The organism is Nocardia amamiensis (genome assembly GCF_015477605.1).
GTDB classification, from domain to species: domain Bacteria; phylum Actinomycetota; class Actinomycetes; order Mycobacteriales; family Mycobacteriaceae; genus Nocardia; species Nocardia amamiensis_A.
In genome coordinates, this window is record NZ_JADLQX010000007.1 from 154,985 (window position 1) to 172,355 (window position 17,371).

Genomic DNA, 17,371 nt, shown 5'->3' on the forward strand with positions numbered 1-17,371 from the left:
TGTGGATAACTCCAGGGATCATGAGTGATCCCCAGACTCGGGCTGCTCGTCCGGCGTGAGCATCGGCAGATCGAGCAGATTCGACGGCAGAGTGATCCGGTACTCGTCCGTATCCCCCTCGTGCCGGTTGCCCTGCTTGACCCGCTGGATCAGGCCCGTCTCGCGCAGGACCTTCAGGTGCCGTTTCACCGAGGCGGTGCCGATGTTCATCACGAGCGCCAACTTCTCGACGCCGGGGAACACCCGCGAGCCGTCGAGATCGCCGTACGTGATCGCCATCAGCGCCGTGTATTTCACGCCGGGCGGCAGGATCAGACGCCGGATCCACCGCTCCCACTCGAACCGGCCGACCGGCTCCAACTCCATCGCCACCACCTTTCACAGCACCCCGCACCCACATCCCCATCACCGGCCACCACCGACGTCGAACAACGGATCCATCTGCGCCTCCAGCTCGGCGCGGCGCGTGGCCGCGCGGGTCTCGGCGTGGTGCTGGCGGTCGTAGTGCAGGTGGCAGCCCTGGCACATGCCGCGCAGGTTCTCCGGGTCGCAGTGCTCGGGCACGTGGTCCAGGTGCGCCGTGGTGAGCACGACCGGCGAGCCGGTGTCGTGGGCGCGCTGGCCGTGTTCGTTCGGGCATCGGCCGTCGGAGGCCAGATGCACGCGCGGACGGCCGCATTCGCCTCGGCACTCGCAGCGGCCTTGGGCGCGGGTGAAGCGCACCCAGTCGGAGATCTGCCGCCAGTTCGGCGGGTAGCGGTGTCGGTTCTCCGGACGGATCGGCATCGGTCACCGCGCCGGGCCTGATGTGGTGAGGTCCGGCAATGGGCGGCCAATGTCGTCGTAGTACTCGGTGACCGCTCGCACAAACATGGCGGTTGCCTGGGCGGCCAGCGCCAGCGGCGCCGCAGCGCACCCCTGCTCGGAGTGCACCGCGCCGCCCACGGTATCGCCGGTCACTGTGCGACCGTTTCCATGGTTCATGAGTCAGTTGTTGTCGGAGAACTGCGCGGTGACCACGTTCCCGCCGTCGGATTCGGCCGCCTCGCCGCCGGTGTAGTCGCCGTACGATCCGCCCTCGGCCGAGTCGTCGTCGCCCTCGTACGGGAGCTCGGGATCACCGGCGGGCCGCTCGACCGTTTCACCGATCTCGGCGTTGATCACCTTCCATTTGGTCTGGTGGCGGATGCCGTCGGACACCTGGTCGTAGCCTTCGGCGACGCACTCGACGGTAACTCGCATGACGCGCATCTCGCCGACTTCGCCCCGGTGCTCGAACTGATCGGTGGGCGAGCCGGAGAACCGGTATTTGGTGAAGCCGTCGGCGGTGCCGTTGGTGCCGTTGAACGTGGTGACTTTGGCCATGTGCGGGTGCTCCTTATGCAGCGTTGGCGGCCGGTACGGGTAGTGCGCGGATCCGGGCTTCGGTCTGGGCTGTGACGTGCTTGCTGCGACCGTTGATCAGGTCGCCCAAGCTGGCGGTGGAGACCCCGCTGCGGGCGGAGATCTCGGACCAGGTCATCGTTTCGCGCAGGGCGAGAATATGTTCACGCGTGGGGCCCGGGTCGACCAGACCTTGACGGCAGGCGACGCACTGCTCGTCGTCTTGCTGGGTGGTGAACTGGGCTCCGCACCTGGTGCAGTCGCGTTCCTGCTTCTTGCGGCGGCGCTTCCGGCTGGCCTCGAGGCCGGCCAGTTTCGCGGCGGCGCGGTACTGCTTGATGGAGCTGAAATCGTATCCGCCCCAAACGCCTTCGGGTTGGTTGGCGTTCACGGCAATGGTGGCGCATTGTTTGCGGACGGGGCAGCCGAGGCAGATCGCGCGTGCTTCGTCGATGTCGTTCTTGTTGCTCGACCACCACAGTTCGGGGTTGGGTGCGCCAGCGCAGGCAGGGACCTCGTTTGGTTCTTCCATCACCACACCCCGTTTGCTGCGTCGATGGCGCGGTCCCGTGCGGCGTCGGGATCGGACTCATAGCCAGGCCGGACGAGGGTGGCGTCGAATTCAAGGGCGTGCTCGACAGCGCAGTTGCCGGGGGTGCAGTCGTCGTCGCACTCGTGCGGTGCGTCGTCGTACTCGTCGACGGTCTCCTTCTGGTCGGCGCCGACCGGTGCCAGCGGATCGCGGGAGCGGTACTCGCGGTGGAGGATGTCGACCTCTGTCGGTGTGCACCATTCGCCGCGGGCCTTGAACGACACGGTCGCGGTGCCGGGCAGGTGGTCGGCGGCGGCGACAGCGGCGCGGAGGTCGTCGAGGAACAGGTCTGAGACCTCGGCGGCCTCGAACTCGACGCGCACCCCATTGTCGATCGTGGTGCGCGCGGAGCGAATGATTTTCACAGCGTCGGTCATTGGACTACTCCTTTCCGGTGGAGGTGAGGATCGCGGCCAGTTCGCGGGCCTGCGCGCCGGTGAGGTCTTCGAGCCGCGCGAGGTCCGGGCCGATGTTGTTGCGCGCCCACTCCAACTGGTCGGCGGCGGTGGTGTACTGCTGCCCCTTCAGCGCGGCGACCAGCGTGCGGATCTCGGCGGCGCTGGCCGCGGTCTCCTCGAGCGCGGGCGCGCCCCCGGGTGCGTCGTCCTGCGGCGCGGTGCCCGCCGGTTCGTCGCTGACCGACGCGGGCGCGAGGTCGATCACCTCGGCCGCGTTGCGCTCGGCCAACCGCTCCCGGTACAGCTCCGATCCGTCGCGCTCGTCAGCGGCGATGGCAGCCGACAGCGTCGTTGAGCGCGGCAGCAGCTTCGCCAACTGCCGGACACAGGTCTTGCGTTCCATCCAGCGTTGCGGGTCCGGGATGTCACCGGACGGCCCTTCCTTCCCGCGACGCAGCGTCTTCACCTCGTCGGGCGAGAGCACCACAAACGGGGCCGCGCCCGAGGTCAGACGCGCCAGCGCGTAGTAGTCGACGACCGGGCCCCGGTCGATGCCGCGCGCGGGCCGGTGGTGCAGGTAGGCGTTCGTGCCGTACTGCCAATCGAATTCGTCGGACTCACGCACCGCATGCGCGGTGATATCCAAAGCGAGCGGATGCTGATAGAACTGCTTCGCCATCCCCTGATAGCCGATGATGAGCTGGCACTCCATCCACGCCCGCCGCTCCTCCTTGTCCCAGTTCTTGTAGGGGACGAGGTAGCACTCATCGTTCACGCCGGGCTCCAGGCCGAGTGCTGCCGCGGTGAGCAGCGCACCGGCGAAGCTCTCGCTCGTGCAGGTGGCGAGCTTGGTGTTGCGGCGCAGCACGGTCAGCGCAAACCGCGCCATCCGATCCGCGTCCATATGCCGAGGCAGAGCCCGCGCGATCTGGCTACGCAGGCCGTTGATGAAGTGCGCCATCGTGGTGACACTGTCGTCCTGCTGCTCGGGCTGTCCGGTGGTGCCGGTGTCCTGCTGGTTGCCGCGCTGGGCGACGTTCTGGCGGGTGCGGGCTGCGAGGTCTCGACCCACGATCATCCTTCCTTTTCGATGGACAGGGGGAATGCCTTGAACACCTGGCTCTGGTACTCGGCCCAGAGTTCGGGGTCCTCGGCGCGGAGTGCGGCCGAGTCGATGACGTCGACCTTCTTGCGATACAGCGCGGCGATCTGCGGCTCGGCCTCCTCGAACCTTTTGGAAGCCCAGGTGCCGCCGGTGATGCGGGCGATGGTCTTGCCGCCGAGGGTGGCGCGGTTCGCGCCCTGCATGAGCAGCCGGAACTCGTTCTCGGCGCGCCTCTTCGCGGCCTTGCCCGCTTTCTCCTGCGCGTGCCCGGCTGCCCATTCCTCGGCGAGCGCGACCGTGCGCAGCTCCTCGCCCGGTCGCGCGATCGAATCGAGTTCGATCACACGATCTTCCAACCCGAACCGGCACATCAGCGCGGCGCGGGTCACCTCGGAGGGATCCATCGTCGGCGGGATGTCGGCGAGGATGTGCTCGTACCACAGCCGCGATTCCTCGTCACGGATCAACGCGATCAGGTCGTCGTCACGGTCGACCCGGCCGACGTGCAGGCGGCACCCCCCGACCAGACCAGCAATCCACGCGTGCGGAGCACCGGTCACCGACATGTTGTGCTGGCATTGGAGTTCGGCATGGTCGGGAACCTGCCCATCCCAATCCGGCGCCATCCATTGGCCGGTGTTCTTGCACTCGATGATCCCGCCGTCGCTGGCGAGTCCGTCGAGGTTGGCCTGCTGCCACGGCCACGACAGCGACCGCAGCGTGCCGGGCAGCGTGAACGTCAGCCCGAGGCGGCGCATCGCTTCCTCGCGAATGATCGGCTCGAGCAGGTTGCCCCACAGCATCCGCTCGGTCTCGTCGACGTCGGTGGCGCGGCCGGTCTTGTCCTCCCACACGGTGTACGGAGACTCGTAGCGGTTCATTCCCATGACGGCCGAGCAGTCCGAGCCGCCGATGCCCTGGCGGCGGACCTGCAACCATTCCTCCCGCGACGCTTCGCGGGGCAGGATCTCGGCGCAGTGATCCAGATAGCCGACCATCAGGCGCTCACCTCCGATCCGATCGGCGTGGCGAGCAGGCGCGCGGACACGTGCGGCACGATCCGGTCCTTGCGGCCTTGCACAACATCGGCGATGACGCGGCGATCGACGCCGGTCATCCGGGCCAGGCCGCGATAGGACCGCCCGGCCGCGTGCTGGCGCAGGTGTTCGCGGGCCGGGCCCGCGTCTATCGTGCGCGGCCCACCGCCACCGATTGCAACGGGCTCGGTGTTCATCGAGACCTCCTGTCCCAATCGCTCGGGCCGAACGGGTCATCGACGGAACCACGGCGCGCGGGCGGCTGGTAGCCCGGGGACGCTTCGACTGCGCGCTGTTCTTCGCGCTCCCAGCGCGGATCGCACAGGGCGGTGTACCGGTCTCTCACCAGCCACCACCCCACGCGATCAGTCCGAAAGAGACACCGATGAATGCGCCGATGGTGATCCCGCACGCGAGCAGCAGCACCTCGTCGGCGAGGCTCGACCGCGGGCGGTCATCGTCCGGCATGGGTTCGGTCGGCTGGTCACCGTCGTCGAGGCGGTAGAAACGGTCGAGCGGATCGTCATTGCGGTGCGTCACAGCAGAAACCCCCGAACGGATTGCATAGTCCCGATGGCGGATTCGATCTGATGGCGGGTGTGAGCCGGGTCTGTGCCTGCGGACTTGGCGGCGTCGCGCAGCAGGTTCTCGGCGGCGTTGAGGATGCGGGCGATCTCGTCAGCGCTGGACATCAGGCCTTCACCTCCGCGCCCTGTCCGGCCGCGAGCACCGGCGCGCACCGCCACTCGACGACCTCGACCTCCCGGGTCTGCGTGATCTTCGGCGCGGCGGCGATGTAGTCCGGATCGGGAATCTCCTCGGAGACGGTCTCGACACCGGTCACCACCCGCTCGCACACCGACTCCCGCATGTCGCGCACCTTCAGCGAAAGGGCACCGATCGGGATCGTCACCGTCAGCGCGGTGTCGTTGTAGTCCTTCTTCATCGGACCGGAGGCGATCGGCTTGAGACGGCGCAGCGCCTCGGCGAATACCTCAGCGCGCTGATCCTCGTGGTCGCTGCCAACGACATGCGCGGGCCAGATCGTCGAGCTCCAGCCCGAGATCAGCTGCGCGATCATGGCGGCCACGAACCCGTCGCCGTCGTTCTCGACGAGGTCGGCGAGCGCGCGCAGGTCGGCGGCGACATCGGCTGCGGCGGGACTGCCGGTGATCGGGCGAATTTCCATGGATACACTCCTATTGTTTCCGGTGTTGTTCGGCCGGTGGGGCTGGTCACCCCACCGGCCGCTTGCGTTTCTAGAAGGTGGCGATCCGGCGGAGCACCGCCAGCGCGCCGGGCATCGGCTCCGGCCCCGGGCCGAGGTCGACCCCGGCGACGAGTCCGTGAGTCACTTCCCGCTGCAACGCATCTCGTGCGCACTCCGCCCGCACCGGGCAGCGATCACGGCACTGCGTCAGTGCAGCCTCCGCGGCCTGGTCCCGGGCCGGGCCGATCGGCACGGTCGGGAAATACGCGGCCATGTTCGGGCGGCACAACGCCGCGGTCAGGAACTCCCGCCGGTTCATGCCCGTCCCCGGCGACGCATCGCGGAGGCCAACTCGGTCACGACGGCCGACGGGGCGGTGAGGTCATGGACCGACGGATGCAGGTATCCCGCGCCGCGCAGCCACGCCAACATCACCCCGTCGGCGAGGGTCGGGTCACCGACCGCGATGAAGCCGAGCCGTTCGGGCGCAGCGTCGCCACCGCCGATGATCGTGGCGGCGAAAATGCTGTCGTCACTGGTCCACAACACGGTGATCACCGCCGCGCCGAGCATGAACCCTGTACTCGCCGAGTCGTCATGCGCCACCGTCCAGCCCAACTCGCGGGCGTCGGCGGTGATCATGCTGCGCGACGTCGGATGCGGCGCGATCACAGGCCCGGTCCATACAGCCACGAACCGAGGACCAGCAGCCGCGGTGCCTCGAACCGCCACGGCCCGATCCACTCGGCGACGGTGGTGAGCAGATACTCCATTTCCGGTTTCCTCCTACTGGGTGAGTAGCCGCGCCAGGTCAGCGGCGCGGTCATCGGTGAGCGGCGGGTACTCGATTCCCGCCGCCTGGTCCAGGGCGCGGCGCGCCTCGACGCGGTCACGCAGCGGCATCTCGTCCCGCCTGGCGGCGAGCTCGGCCTCCGTGATCATGTGGTGGACTCTTCGGCGGGCCCCCGCCCGTCGCGGTCCGTCGAGTCGTCACGACGGGCGGGGGTGACCTCTCCCAGGGTGGGAGTCTGGGCGGCGCGCTCGCGGTCGGCGCGCCACTTCGCGAGTTGGTCGTTGAGCCTGGCGCGGGTCGTGGCCTTGCGCTGGTCCAGTTCCTCGCAAACGATCTCGCGGACCCGGTCCTCGGTCAGCTCGGACATGTGGAGTCGGTTCCTCTCAAGTTGGTGCAGGCCCGGGCGGGCGGGCGCTGAGGGGTTCGCCCGGCGGTCCCCTGCCCGGTGCCTGCGATCCCGGCGCGTCGTCGGCGTGCCGCGTCGGGAAGTCAGGCGGGTTGACGGCGCTGAAGATTCCGCTTTGCCCGTTGCGTGAGCCCGGACGCGGACGCGGCCGGAGTCTCAGCAATCAATCGGATATCGGCGCTGGAGATCCGCGCAGGTCGGGCGAGGTAGTCGACGAGCGCGGCGATGTCACTGTCGGTCATACGCCAGATACGTCCGGCTCTGCGACCAGGGATTTCGCCCGCGTTCAGCTTGCGGCGCAGCCAGTCCTCGGACGGCACGCCGGTCTGTTCGACCACATAGGCGAGCGGATGGGTGCAGGTTTCAGCAGGCATCGCACACCTTCTGATCTGCGCCTTTGGTGCGGTGGAGGTAGTCGAGATCGACGCCGAGCCATTCGCAGACCTGCATCAGCTCGTCGTAGGTGAATGGCGTATCGCCATTGGTTCGGGACTTGGCGGTGTGCCAGGTCCGTCCGATCACCCTCGCCAGCTCGGGGAGCTTCTTGTGCTGGCGCGCCATCTCTGCTCGGACCTCGGCCGCCACCTTCGCGGAGTAGGGGCTAGCTATCGTCACGCGAATCACACTAGATCGTATTTACGATCTATGCAAACCGGTTGCGATTTTTCGTACGGATTTACGATCGAATCGCTTATTTGCTACTGTCAGGGGCATGGGAAGAGCGGCAAGCAAACCTCCCGGTCCGTGGGCGCGCGCTATGTCCGCAGAGATACGGGGGCTGATGGGTGAGCACAAGATGAAGCTCAAGGACCTCGCCGACGCCGCAGACCTGAAACCCACCTACCTCGGCGACCGCCTGCGCGACGACCAGACACTCAACCTCAACGACGTCGAAGCCTTGGCCGGCGTCTTCGGCATGACCCCTCTCGACCTTATGAAACGCGCCGTAGTCACCGGCAAGGCGGCGGCGCAACCACCGCAGGAACCACGCGGCCCACTGCTCACCAGCACAGGCAGCTTCACCGGCCCGCAGTCAGCGGAGGATGACGAGATGCTGCGCCGCGCCCACGCGCCGCGCAGCACCGAGCGCTGACCTACCAGAACGGCTGATAGATAGCGACGCTCCACCCGAGCTTGTCCACTGGCCTCCATCCGCCCGCCGGATCCGGCCCAGCGAGGACGGCAGCCTGCGCTTGCCTGATCAGTTCCCCGAATTGCGGGAGCGTCACTCCGATTCGCGGCATGATCTCGACGCCTCTTCCGTCCGAGACGAGATGGCCGATCTTGAGATGCCCTGCATCCGGATCGATTTCGATCTCACCACAAGGCGGACCGATCACAATCCCGAGTTCCTTTAGCGACGAGATGTAGTACTGAACCCCGTTCGGCAGATCGGGGCGCACATCGACGTAGTCGTGTCCGCCCGTCGCAGCTGCCGCGTCGAACCCGCCGGTCATGCGATCACCGCATGATGCGGTCGTAATGAATTCCCCACTGCGCACCCCTGAATTCGGAACCAATGAAGCCACCATCCCGACCCGGAGCCGGTTGCCCGGTTCCTTCCAATCGCGACCTTAGTGAACAATCAACTAAACCGTAGAGGAATTCGACAAATCAGGCCTTGACCCCTGCGGGTAGGGTCGGCTTACACTCATCAGTTCCGCCGCGCAATCTTGCGAAATCCTCTTGGCCCGTGGCGATCACCGCCGGGCATCGCCCGCGTGGGCGCGGACCCCCTGATCATCCACCGACGCCGAGACTGGTTTGCGGGACTGCGCCACACCCACCGTCGCCTTCGAAATCTTCGTTGCCGCACCCGTTGCCACGGCAACACAGACCGCGTAACCTCCAGGTCGCGAGAAGCGCCGAGATTCACCGCGATTCACGTTCGCGCACGTTGGAGCCATTTCGGCTGGTCAAGGGTGGGGTTCAAATCCCCTATCCTCCGCCACGGCAAACGCCTCTGACTGGATCTATTGGCTGGTCAGAGGCGTTTTTCGTCGTAGTCCATCCTCGCTGGCAATCGCTCAGTGTTGTTGACCATATCGCCTGTTCAGGGCGATCTTCAGAGCTACTTCCAGTCGTTTCCGCAGGTGGATGGCATGTTGCCCGCGTCAACAGGCGCCGGGACAGGAACTCCCTTGTGGGTGCCGATTGCGCGGACTCATTCCGAGTCATTGCTCCACAGAGCCTGCCCGGGCACTCCGCACCCGCCCCGAGCATCACGGTGGTCCGCTCGATCTGGCATCAGTGGCGCCGCTCGCTGCGGGCGGCGCACCGAACAGGGATCTACTGCGCCCTGTGGCCCCTGGCGCTTCCCGCCCAACCCTGGTGGAGATCCCCACCGGGATTGGGCGGCGGCACACCACTAGCCGACGTCAACACCGACGGCTATCGCCGCGCCCGAGCCGACTCCACGGGCCGCCCGGTGTGGGCGATTCGGCGTTATCCCGATCCGGCGAACTTAGGAACGAGCTCGTCCTAACCGGTTCCTACCGTGAGCTCATGACCAAAGCGACGAATACAGTTACACCTGAGAAACTTTCGCCCGATCTAGTAGAACGCTACCGTAGCCAGGGCTTTGTGCACGTCCCCCGGGTGCTCAGTGCCGACGAGGTGCGCGAGTTCCTCGCCGATGCGGCGGAACTGCTCGATCTACACGAGAAGGCCTCCTGGGACGAGGAAGGCCACGGCAATGTGATGGATTGGGTTGCCGCACCGGAGGCCAAAAGCGCGGTGATGCGCAGGCTCGCGCTGCATCCCGGCATCACCCGCATCGCGGAAAAGTTGGCCGGACAACCACTTCGGATGTTCAAGAGCGAGTTGCTGCGTAAGCGAACCATCGGAGCGACGAGGACACCGCTGCACATCGACAATCCGGCGTTCCCGATCGCCGGGGCGGATGTGACCCTGACCGCCTGGGTTGCGTTGGTCGATGTGCCGACGGAGCGCGGCTGCCTGACCTTCATCCCTGGCTCACACGTCTGGCCGGAAGGCAGTGGTGCGTCGTCCGCCGAACCGTTCGACGCTCGTCCGGAGTTGCGATGGTGGCCGCAGGCCACCATACCGCTGCGCGCGGGCGACTGCACCTTCCATCATTCCCGAACTGTGCATATGGCCGGAACCAACGAAACCGACACCGCTCGAATAAGTTTGGCCACGGTATATATGGACGCCACGGCGACCTACCACCCCACACCGGAAGAGACCTATCAGGACGAGGTGGTCGGTATCGAGCCGGGAGGACCGCTCGATACTCCGCGATACCCACGCGTCGGTCTGACCGGCTGACAGTTTCGCCCACCGGACGCCGCCTTGTGCACTCGAGCCGGGGCGGCGTTCGGCTCGATAGCATCAGTCGTTCGTTCTTAGGAACGATATTGTCCTAAGGCTTCCATACCGTCGGATTCATGACAAACACACCGCAGAGCATCCGTTCCTTCCGCATCGAGATCCCGCAGGCCCAGCTGGATGACCTGCACGCGCGGTTGGTCAACACTCGCTGGCCGGATGAACTGCCCGGTGTCGGCTGGAGCCGGGGTGTGCCCGTCGACTACCTGAAAGACCTTGCCGCGCACTGGCGCACCCGCTTCGATTGGCGGTCGCAGGAAGCGCTGCTCAACGAGCTTCCGCACTTCGTCACCGACGTCGACGGGCAGAATATCCACTTCCTCCACGTGCGCTCTCCGGAAGCTGGACGCCACACCGCTGTTGCTGCTGCACGGCTGGCCCGGCGGGTTCACCGATTTCCTCGACGTGATCGGTCCGCTGTCGGATCCCCGTTCGCACAGCGGCGATCCAGCCGACGCGTTCCACCTGGTGATCCCATCCCTGCCCGGTTTCGGGTTCTCCACGCCATTGGCTGGGCCCGGCATGAACGCCGCCAAGATGGCAGCGGCGCTCACACAGGTAATGGCCCGGCTCGGGTACGACCGCTACGGTGTGCACGGCTACGACACCGGTTCGTGGGTCGCCCCGCAGGTGGGCAAGCAGGATCCGAACCGGGTGGCCGGGGTTCACGTCAACGGCATGATCACCTTCCCGATCGGCACCGAAGGGGAGATGGATGGGCTCAGCGAGGTCGAGCAGCAGCGCTGGCAGCGGATGCAGAATTTCAATGACGCCTACTTGCAATGCAATTCGAAGCGGCCACAGACGGTCGCCTTTGGGCTACACGATTCGCCGGTCGGCCAGCTCGCCTGGATCGTGGAGAAGTTCAAGGAGCTGACCATGCCCGAGGACGGGCTGCCGGAGGACAGCATCGACCGTGATCGCATGCTGCTCGATGTGTCGCTGTACTGGTTTACCGGAACGGCGGGCTCAGCGGCACAGGTCTACTACGAGGAGATCTCCGCGAACGACTGGAGCGTCGCGGAATGGTCCGGCGACGAGGCCGCCGGACCAGACGGCGACTGGGGGGCCGAGCAATCAGGGGCCGAGCATTCGAACGGCGACTGGGGCGACGGCGGCGCGGACTGGTCGACCGCAGCACGCGGAACGGTACCGACCGGCGTCCTGGTCTCAGCCCACGACGTGACCATTCGCCGGTGGGCCGAACGTGATCATCACATCGTGCAGTGGACCGAGCTGGGCCGCGGCGGACATTTCCTGGCCATGGAAGAACCGCAGGCGGTGGTGGACGACCTGCGCACGTTCTTCCGGAAGCTGGGCTGACATGGGCGCCCGCGGGCCCGCACGTCGCCCGAGCTCCGGCGTGCTGAGCTCGCGGGCGCTCAACCGTGCGCTGCTGGAGCGGCAACTGCTGCTGCGTCCTGCGGACCTGCCAGTCGTCACCGCGGTGGAGCAGCTACTCGGACTCAACGCGCAGGATCCGAACCTGCCGTATTTGGCGCTGTGGAATCGGCTGGAACGCTTCACCATTCGTGATCTGACCGCGGCGATCGAGGACCGGACGCTGGTGCGCTCGACGATGATGCGGGCCACCCAGCACCTGATGTCGCTGCCGGACTTCCGGCTTGTCCGCCCTGTGCTCGCGCCGTTGCTGCGGCGGGTGCAGCACAACGCCTTCGGGCGCCGGACCGCTGGTGTCGACCTCGATGCGTTGGTCGCCGAGGCCAGGGAGTTGGTGGCCGACGGGCGAGTTTTGACCCGGCCCGAGCTGGGCAAACTGCTCGCTCGGCGACGGCCGGGCGCGGACCCGACCGCGCTGGGCTGGACGGTGCAGTATCTGACACCGTTCGTGCACCCGGCACCGAGTGGCACCTGGGACGTCCGAGGTGCGACGCCGTTCGCCGGCACCGAATGGATCGGCATGCGAATGGAGGCCACGGACGAGGACCGGCGTCAATTGATCCGTCGGTACCTGGCGGCGTTCGGCCCTGCCACCGTCGCAGACGCCAGGGCCTGGTCCGGGGTGAGCGGCCTGCGGGAGGTGTTCGAGCAGTTGCGCACCGAACTGCGGTTATACGCCGATGAATTCGGCAGCGAGCTGTTCGACTTGCCGGACGCGCCGCGGCCGTCGGCGGATATCCCCGCGCCGGTGCGGTTTCTGCCAGAGTTCGACGCGACGCTGCTCGGACACACCGACCGGACCAGGATCATGACCGACGAGGTGCGTGCACAGGTTTGTGTCGGAGCGGCCATTGCCGCAACGGTGCTGGTCGACGGCACGGTCGCCGCGACGTGGACCCGTTCGCGGACTGACGATGTCGAGCTGCTGAGAGTACGTCCGCTGCGTCCGCTGTCTGCGACGGACCGCGCCGAGGTCGAGGCCGAAGCCCACCGATTGTTAGCCTTCACTCTGCCGGAGAACACTCGAGGCGATGTCTGGCTGCTACCGTAACGAGGCCCACGATATAAATCGGCGGCGGCGCGATGGCGATGCGCAGCCGTCCCTCGCCATCGAGGCCGAACCAATCACGCTCGAGCAGGGCTACCGGCGCTACCGATGCTCGCCATGGCTGCCGAGCCCACCCGCATGCCTGGACCACGACGCCGCACAGTCGCAGGTCCGCTACCAACCAGAACGGCAGACCGCAGCCCCACCAGTGGTGCTCGGCGAAGGCGTACGGCGGCCAGGAACGCCCCGATGACGACACCACGCCGCGCCGGCAGGCTCTACCGAGCACCACCGGCGCGGTCGCGTGCGGTGTCGGCGCGACAAGCCCAGCAGCCTGCGCAGCCGACCGCCACTCGTGTGGGATTTGGCGGATTTGGCCGACACCGACCGCTCAATAGCGCAGACTATCCCGCAGAACGGTCTAACGCTGCGTGTCCGAGTGCCCATTGCCACCGCGTTCGGTGGTGCACGAGCCGATCAGTGGAGGTCCGCAATGTCTGTTTCGTCGACTGTGGAAGCATGCTTGCGCGATGCGGGCGTCACCTATGAAGTCGTACGACATCCGCACAGCTTTACCAGCGCCCAGGCAGCGGAAGCGGCACATATCCCCGGCGACCGTCTCGCCAAGACGATCATGCTCGAAGACGAGCAGGGCTATGTTGGCGCAGTGGTGCCGTCTACGCATCACCTGCGTCTATCGAAGCTGTGGAAGCAAACCGGGCGCCATCTGGTACTGGCCAAGGAATCCGAGCTACGCAACGTGTTCCCGGATTGCGAGGTCGGCGCGATCCCCGCCGTTTGTACGGCGTACGGCGTACAAACGCTGATGGACGAAAGTCTCACCACGGTGCCCGATATCTACTTCGAGGCCGGAGACCACGAGGCGCTCGTCCATCTGAGTACGGATCAGTTCATGCGCCTGATGGAGCAGGCAGAAAAGGGACACTTTTCGCACCGCTCGAGCGGCGGTGAACAACTCTGAGCCTTCTCCAACCGCCGACGCAGTCCACGGAGTTAGCCGAGGTCTTTGCCACGCTTGCGTGAGGAACTGACGAATAACCCCGTGGTGCCGTCGACCGCGTCAACACCCGGGCCTGACGTTTGCATTGTCAGCAGCGCCGAAACAGCCAGAAACGCAGCGGATTTGGGTGAAGGCTCAAGCCTTCTGCCGAAATGGACGGGTTCAAATCCGCTATCCTCCGCCACAACGGCCTCGGCAGGAAGCCTTTCCGGCTTCCGACCCGGGCCGTTCGGTGTCACTATCTCCTTCTTCTGGCGTGCCGACCACCTCGGCGGGTCGGCGCCATGCCTGGCCCTGGCGTGGCGTAGATGTCCGGTGCCACGCCCGCCGACCGTAGCGTGCGCAGGATGGCCCGCTTGCGCGCACAGTGGCCGAGTCGGCATGCGAGATGCCGCGGCCACTGTTGGTTGGCTTGCTCGACTGTCAGCGGTCGTATCGGGGGCTCGTGGCTAAGTTCTCGGCCGCCATCCGGTTTCTTCCTCGACCTCCCGGGCGGCGGCGAAGGTGACGTCTTCGGCGTGGTCGACATAGCCGCCCGGCAACTCCCACACCCAGCGGGTCGATGATGAACCGGTGCCGGTACATCAGCAGGGCTTCGCGGTGCTCATTGAGTACCAGAGTCATCGCACATCGCGGCATCCTCGCGAAGTACTGGGTGAACCTCACTCCGTCGGGCAGTTCGACATCGACGGTCGACAGCTTGATGTGTCGGTTCTCGTCCACCACGGTCTCGCCATGGATCGTCCACTGGGTGCGGCTCACCATTCGACCGTAACGCGGCGCCGACATACTTGCTGTCGTGGTTGACCATGTCAGCAAGAATCCGGCGACGGAGGGCACCCACACTGGAAGGTTCGCTTCGGTACACGTGGCCGCCGACCTCCGAGAGCGGATGTGGACCCTCGCCGCGACAGCATGGGAGCAGATGGAGATGCGGATCGGTGTCACCGGGCACATGAACATCACCGAAGCGACAGCGCCATTGGTCTACAAAGCAGTGCGGGGGCTACTCGACGAGCACGACCCGGACAGCCTGGTCGGGGTCAGCTGTATCGCGCGTGGCTCGGATTCCGTGTTCGCGCAAGCAGTGCTCGACGCGGGCGGACAACTCGAGGTGGTACTGCCGTCACGGAACTACCGTGAAACGAAGGTGAAGCCGGATCACGCCGAGACGTTCGACGACCTGATCGGCCGAGCCGCACAGGTGCGGGTGATGGACTTCGACGACGCGGGCCGCGAAGCGTACGAGGCGGCGAACGACGCCGTGGTGGGGTCGGTGGATCGGCTCGTCGCCGTGTGGGACGGCGACGCGGGACAGAAGGCCGGCACCGGCAGCGTGGTGGAACTCGCGCGGGAACGTGGTGTGCCAGTCGATGTCGTGTGGCCGGAAGGCGCCGCACGGAGCCCGGGCTGACTTCGCGGACGCTGCCATTGCCCGGTGCACCTGTTCACGGGAAGTCCGCCGTCGACCGAACGTCGGAGTGCGTCAACCGGCTGCATATACGTCCGCGGCTTCTCGCGTGATCTCGGGTGGCGCGGTCGCGATGACTGCGTCGAGCGCGCTGCGGGCGGCCTCCAGTTCACGGATGTTGGAGCTGATGCGTTCGCGTTCGCGGTAAAGGTCGATCAGCAATTCCGGGCAGTCGGCGATGAGCCGTCCACCCTCGGAACCCATACAGGGCAGCAGATCGGCGATGGTGGTCGTGGACAGGCCGGCGGCGAGCAGATTGCGAATGTGCAGGACGGTCGCGACGTCCGATTCACTGTATTCGCGGTAACCCGAGGCCTGCCGGGTCGGCCGAAGAAGGCCCTGTTCCTCGTAGTAGCGCAGCAGCCGCTGACTGACCCCGGTTCGCCGTTGCAACACTCCGATTCGCATCGAACCTCCCGAGCACACTTGACCCTCACATAGATGTGAGACTTTAGCGTAACCGGCATGAACGATCGAGAACCGTTGCACGAAGCACGGATTCAGTCCCCGTCCGCCGGTCCACGCCAATGGATCGGTCTCGCTGTACTCGCCTTGCCCACTTTGCTGCTGGCTATGGACGTCACCGTGCTCTATCTGGCCATGCCGCATCTCACAGCGGAGCTGCGGCCCACCGGCATCGAGCAACTGTGGATCGCCGACATCTACGGGTTCATGATCGCCGGATTCCTGATCACGATGGGCACCGTCGGGGACCGTATCGGCAGGCGCAAACTGCTGATGCTGGGTGCGACCGCGTTCGGCGCCGCCTCCGTGCTCGCCGCGTTCGCGACCAGTCCTCTCCTGCTGATCGCCGCACGCGCGGTTCTCGGCATCGCGGGTGCCACCCTGATGCCATCGACCCTGGCGCTGATCAGCAGCATGTTCCCCGACGCCAGGCAGCGCGGGATGGCAATCGGCGTGTGGGCCACCTGCATGTCCGCCGGGATGGCTGCCGGCCCGATAATCGGCGGTTTGATGCTCGAGTCGTTCTGGTGGGGTTCGGTTTTCCTGCTCGGCGTGCCCGTGATGGCGCTGCTGCTGATAACCGCTCCTGCGCTACTGCCGGAATACCGGAACAGCGCGGCGGGCAGGGTCGACCTGCCCAGCGTGGTGCTGTCGCTGTGCGCCATCCTGCCCGTCGTCTACGGCATCAAGAAGCTCTCGGAAGCCGGCCCGTCCGCCGTGCCTGCTGCGGCGATCGTGACCGGCGGCGTCTTCTGCTGGATCTTCGGGCGCAGGCAACGCGCTCTCACCGAACCACTCCTGGATCTACGCATGTTCCGCGACCGGTCGTTCTGCGCGGCGCTGCTGATACTGCTCCTCAGCCTTGGCTTGGTCGGCGGAATCTATCTGTTCATCACGCAGTATCTGCAATTGGTCCGCGGCTTGTCTCCGCTGGGAGCCGGACTGTGGCTGTTGCCCTCGGCATTCGCGTTGATCGTCACGTCGATCTTGACGCCGGTCGTCGCCCGCAAGATCGAGCCCGGATACATCGTCGGCGGGGCCCTGGCGATCGCGACGATCGGGTACCTGCTGCTCGCCCTCGTCGACAGCGCGGGGGGACTGCCGATGCTGGTGTCGGGTTTCGTTCTGGTCTACATCGGCACCAGCCCGCTCATGGTGCTCGGTACCGATCTGGTCATCGGGACCGCCCCGCCGGAGAAAGCAGGCTCGGCAGCGGCGATGTCGGAGGCCAGCATGGAGTTCGGCGTTGCCGTGGGTGTCGCCGTCCTGGGTGTCCTCGGCACCACGATCTACCGCACCGACATCGCCCGTACCAGTCCGGCCGGGGTTCCGATCACCGCTGACAACATGGCCGGGAATTCTCTCGCCGGTGCCGGCACGGCCGCGGCGGACCTTCCCGGGCAACTCGGCGACGCGCTGCTTGCTTCAGCCCGCGAAGCTTTCACGAATGGCCTCAACACCGCCGCCCTCAGCTGCGCGGCAGTCGCCGCTCTACTCTCCATCGCGGCCGTTGGATTGCTCCGGCACACGCGCTCCGGGGATGGCAAGCCCGAGGACTCGGAGCCGAAAGCTCCTCGGCTTGTGGATGATCCGGTAGCGGACCTCGGCGGGCAGCGGGAACAGACCCGGGTTCGGATTCGGCGGCGATTCGGAATCGTGCGATCGTGACTGTGCGACTTCCGATTACGAT

At 66.3% G+C, this 17,371-nt stretch carries 28 protein-coding genes and 1 pseudogene; 8 read left to right on the top strand and 21 right to left on the bottom strand.

Annotated features, from left to right (window positions below; translation table 11 throughout):
- Positions 1-18: 18 nt before the first annotated feature.
- From IU459_RS11990 to IU459_RS12075, 18 genes are all read right to left on the bottom strand, one after another.
- Positions 19-375 (bottom strand): hypothetical protein, encoded by a 357-nt coding sequence (locus IU459_RS11990; protein WP_195129572.1) that lies wholly within the window; start codon positions 373-375, stop codon positions 19-21.
- A gap of 30 nt (positions 376-405) precedes the next feature.
- On the bottom strand, positions 406-786 hold the full coding sequence (locus IU459_RS11995; protein ID WP_195129573.1) for a hypothetical protein: 381 nt from the start codon (positions 784-786) through the stop codon (positions 406-408).
- Between the two features lie 3 nt (positions 787-789).
- Positions 790-960: a hypothetical protein gene (locus tag IU459_RS12000; RefSeq protein ID WP_195129574.1), complete on the bottom strand. Its 171-nt coding sequence runs from the start codon at positions 958-960 to the stop codon at positions 790-792.
- Between the two features lie 27 nt (positions 961-987).
- Positions 988-1,365, bottom strand: coding sequence for a DUF7171 family protein (locus IU459_RS12005; RefSeq protein ID WP_195129575.1), 378 nt, complete (start codon positions 1,363-1,365; stop codon positions 988-990).
- A gap of 13 nt (positions 1,366-1,378) precedes the next feature.
- Positions 1,379-1,915: a WhiB family transcriptional regulator gene (locus tag IU459_RS12010; RefSeq protein WP_195129576.1), complete on the bottom strand. Its 537-nt coding sequence runs from the start codon at positions 1,913-1,915 to the stop codon at positions 1,379-1,381.
- A complete protein-coding gene (locus IU459_RS12015) occupies positions 1,915-2,352 on the bottom strand; it encodes a hypothetical protein (protein ID WP_195129577.1) in 438 nt (145 codons plus the stop codon). Before IU459_RS12015 ends, IU459_RS12010 begins: the two co-directional genes overlap by 1 nt.
- Before the next feature lie 4 nt (positions 2,353-2,356).
- Entirely contained in the window at positions 2,357-3,451 is a 1,095-nt protein-coding gene (locus IU459_RS12020; protein WP_195129578.1) for a recombinase RecT, read from the bottom strand.
- Positions 3,448-4,476 carry a YqaJ viral recombinase family nuclease gene (locus IU459_RS12025; protein ID WP_195129579.1) on the bottom strand — a complete coding sequence of 343 codons (1,029 nt, stop codon included), beginning with the start codon at positions 4,474-4,476 and terminating at the stop codon, positions 3,448-3,450. The genes IU459_RS12020 and IU459_RS12025 overlap by 4 nt, the downstream gene beginning before the upstream one ends.
- Positions 4,476-4,712, bottom strand: a complete 237-nt coding sequence (locus tag IU459_RS12030; RefSeq protein WP_195129580.1) for a hypothetical protein — start codon at positions 4,710-4,712, stop codon at positions 4,476-4,478. Before IU459_RS12030 ends, IU459_RS12025 begins: the two co-directional genes overlap by 1 nt.
- A gap of 145 nt (positions 4,713-4,857) precedes the next feature.
- On the bottom strand, positions 4,858-5,055 hold the full coding sequence (locus IU459_RS12035) for a hypothetical protein (protein WP_195129581.1): 198 nt from the start codon (positions 5,053-5,055) through the stop codon (positions 4,858-4,860).
- Positions 5,052-5,207: a hypothetical protein gene (locus IU459_RS12040; protein WP_195129582.1), complete on the bottom strand. Its 156-nt coding sequence runs from the start codon at positions 5,205-5,207 to the stop codon at positions 5,052-5,054. Before IU459_RS12040 ends, IU459_RS12035 begins: the two co-directional genes overlap by 4 nt.
- Positions 5,207-5,704 carry a hypothetical protein gene (locus IU459_RS12045; RefSeq protein ID WP_195129583.1) on the bottom strand — a complete coding sequence of 166 codons (498 nt, stop codon included), beginning with the start codon at positions 5,702-5,704 and terminating at the stop codon, positions 5,207-5,209. Before IU459_RS12045 ends, IU459_RS12040 begins: the two co-directional genes overlap by 1 nt.
- Positions 5,705-5,774: 70 nt before the next feature.
- Positions 5,775-6,044, bottom strand: coding sequence for a WhiB family transcriptional regulator (locus IU459_RS12050; RefSeq protein WP_195129584.1), 270 nt, complete (start codon positions 6,042-6,044; stop codon positions 5,775-5,777).
- Complete coding sequence (locus IU459_RS12055; protein WP_195129585.1) at positions 6,041-6,397, bottom strand: hypothetical protein; 357 nt, start codon at positions 6,395-6,397, stop codon at positions 6,041-6,043. Before IU459_RS12055 ends, IU459_RS12050 begins: the two co-directional genes overlap by 4 nt.
- A 114-nt stretch (positions 6,398-6,511) precedes the next feature.
- A complete protein-coding gene (locus IU459_RS12060) occupies positions 6,512-6,667 on the bottom strand; it encodes a hypothetical protein (protein WP_195129586.1) in 156 nt (51 codons plus the stop codon).
- The gene (locus tag IU459_RS12065; RefSeq protein WP_195129587.1) at positions 6,664-6,885 is read right to left on the bottom strand and encodes a hypothetical protein; all 222 of its coding nucleotides are present in this window, start codon (positions 6,883-6,885) and stop codon (positions 6,664-6,666) included. Before IU459_RS12065 ends, IU459_RS12060 begins: the two co-directional genes overlap by 4 nt.
- 122 nt (positions 6,886-7,007) lie before the next feature.
- The gene (locus IU459_RS12070; protein ID WP_195129588.1) at positions 7,008-7,298 is read right to left on the bottom strand and encodes a hypothetical protein; all 291 of its coding nucleotides are present in this window, start codon (positions 7,296-7,298) and stop codon (positions 7,008-7,010) included.
- Positions 7,288-7,539 carry an XRE family transcriptional regulator gene (locus IU459_RS12075; protein ID WP_195129589.1) on the bottom strand — a complete coding sequence of 84 codons (252 nt, stop codon included), beginning with the start codon at positions 7,537-7,539 and terminating at the stop codon, positions 7,288-7,290. The genes IU459_RS12070 and IU459_RS12075 overlap by 11 nt, the downstream gene beginning before the upstream one ends.
- A gap of 142 nt (positions 7,540-7,681) precedes the next feature.
- Between IU459_RS12075 and IU459_RS12080 the strand changes: the two genes are divergently transcribed.
- Positions 7,682-8,017, top strand: coding sequence for a helix-turn-helix domain-containing protein (locus tag IU459_RS12080; RefSeq protein ID WP_228837770.1), 336 nt, complete (start codon positions 7,682-7,684; stop codon positions 8,015-8,017).
- A gap of 1 nt (position 8,018) precedes the next feature.
- Here IU459_RS12080 and IU459_RS12085 read toward each other — a convergent pair whose 3' ends face one another.
- A complete protein-coding gene (locus tag IU459_RS12085; protein WP_195129591.1) occupies positions 8,019-8,381 on the bottom strand; it encodes a hypothetical protein in 363 nt (120 codons plus the stop codon).
- 1,048 nt (positions 8,382-9,429) lie between these two features.
- Here IU459_RS12085 and IU459_RS12090 point away from each other — a divergent pair.
- The 5 genes and pseudogenes from IU459_RS12090 to IU459_RS12105 all read left to right on the top strand — a co-directional run bounded on the left by IU459_RS12090 (position 9,430) and on the right by IU459_RS12105 (position 13,706).
- Positions 9,430-10,215 (top strand): phytanoyl-CoA dioxygenase family protein, encoded by a 786-nt coding sequence (locus IU459_RS12090; protein ID WP_195129592.1) that lies wholly within the window; start codon positions 9,430-9,432, stop codon positions 10,213-10,215.
- A gap of 119 nt (positions 10,216-10,334) precedes the next feature.
- Positions 10,335-10,556: pseudogene (locus tag IU459_RS38435) on the top strand (epoxide hydrolase N-terminal domain-containing protein); the annotation flags it as partial.
- Between the two features lie 79 nt (positions 10,557-10,635).
- On the top strand, positions 10,636-11,598 hold the full coding sequence (locus IU459_RS12095) for an alpha/beta fold hydrolase (protein ID WP_228837771.1): 963 nt from the start codon (positions 10,636-10,638) through the stop codon (positions 11,596-11,598).
- A 1-nt stretch (position 11,599) separates the two neighbouring features.
- Complete coding sequence (locus IU459_RS12100) at positions 11,600-12,727, top strand: winged helix DNA-binding domain-containing protein (protein ID WP_195129593.1); 1,128 nt, start codon at positions 11,600-11,602, stop codon at positions 12,725-12,727.
- Positions 12,728-13,217: 490 nt separating this feature from the next.
- Positions 13,218-13,706: an aminoacyl-tRNA deacylase gene (locus tag IU459_RS12105; RefSeq protein ID WP_195129594.1), complete on the top strand. Its 489-nt coding sequence runs from the start codon at positions 13,218-13,220 to the stop codon at positions 13,704-13,706.
- Positions 13,707-14,194: 488 nt separating this feature from the next.
- Here IU459_RS12105 and IU459_RS38440 read toward each other — a convergent pair whose 3' ends face one another.
- A complete protein-coding gene (locus tag IU459_RS38440) occupies positions 14,195-14,296 on the bottom strand; it encodes an NUDIX domain-containing protein (RefSeq protein ID WP_324198839.1) in 102 nt (33 codons plus the stop codon).
- Between the two features lie 248 nt (positions 14,297-14,544).
- On the opposite strand from IU459_RS38440, the gene IU459_RS12115 reads away from it, so the two are divergent.
- A complete protein-coding gene (locus IU459_RS12115; protein WP_228837772.1) occupies positions 14,545-15,159 on the top strand; it encodes a hypothetical protein in 615 nt (204 codons plus the stop codon).
- Positions 15,160-15,231: 72 nt separating this feature from the next.
- On the opposite strand, the gene IU459_RS12120 is transcribed toward IU459_RS12115, so the two are convergent.
- The gene (locus tag IU459_RS12120) at positions 15,232-15,624 is read right to left on the bottom strand and encodes a MerR family transcriptional regulator (RefSeq protein ID WP_195129595.1); all 393 of its coding nucleotides are present in this window, start codon (positions 15,622-15,624) and stop codon (positions 15,232-15,234) included.
- 57 nt (positions 15,625-15,681) lie between these two features.
- Between IU459_RS12120 and IU459_RS12125 the strand changes: the two genes are divergently transcribed.
- On the top strand, positions 15,682-17,349 hold the full coding sequence (locus tag IU459_RS12125) for an MFS transporter (RefSeq protein WP_195129596.1): 1,668 nt from the start codon (positions 15,682-15,684) through the stop codon (positions 17,347-17,349).
- Positions 17,350-17,371: the final 22 nt, after the last annotated feature.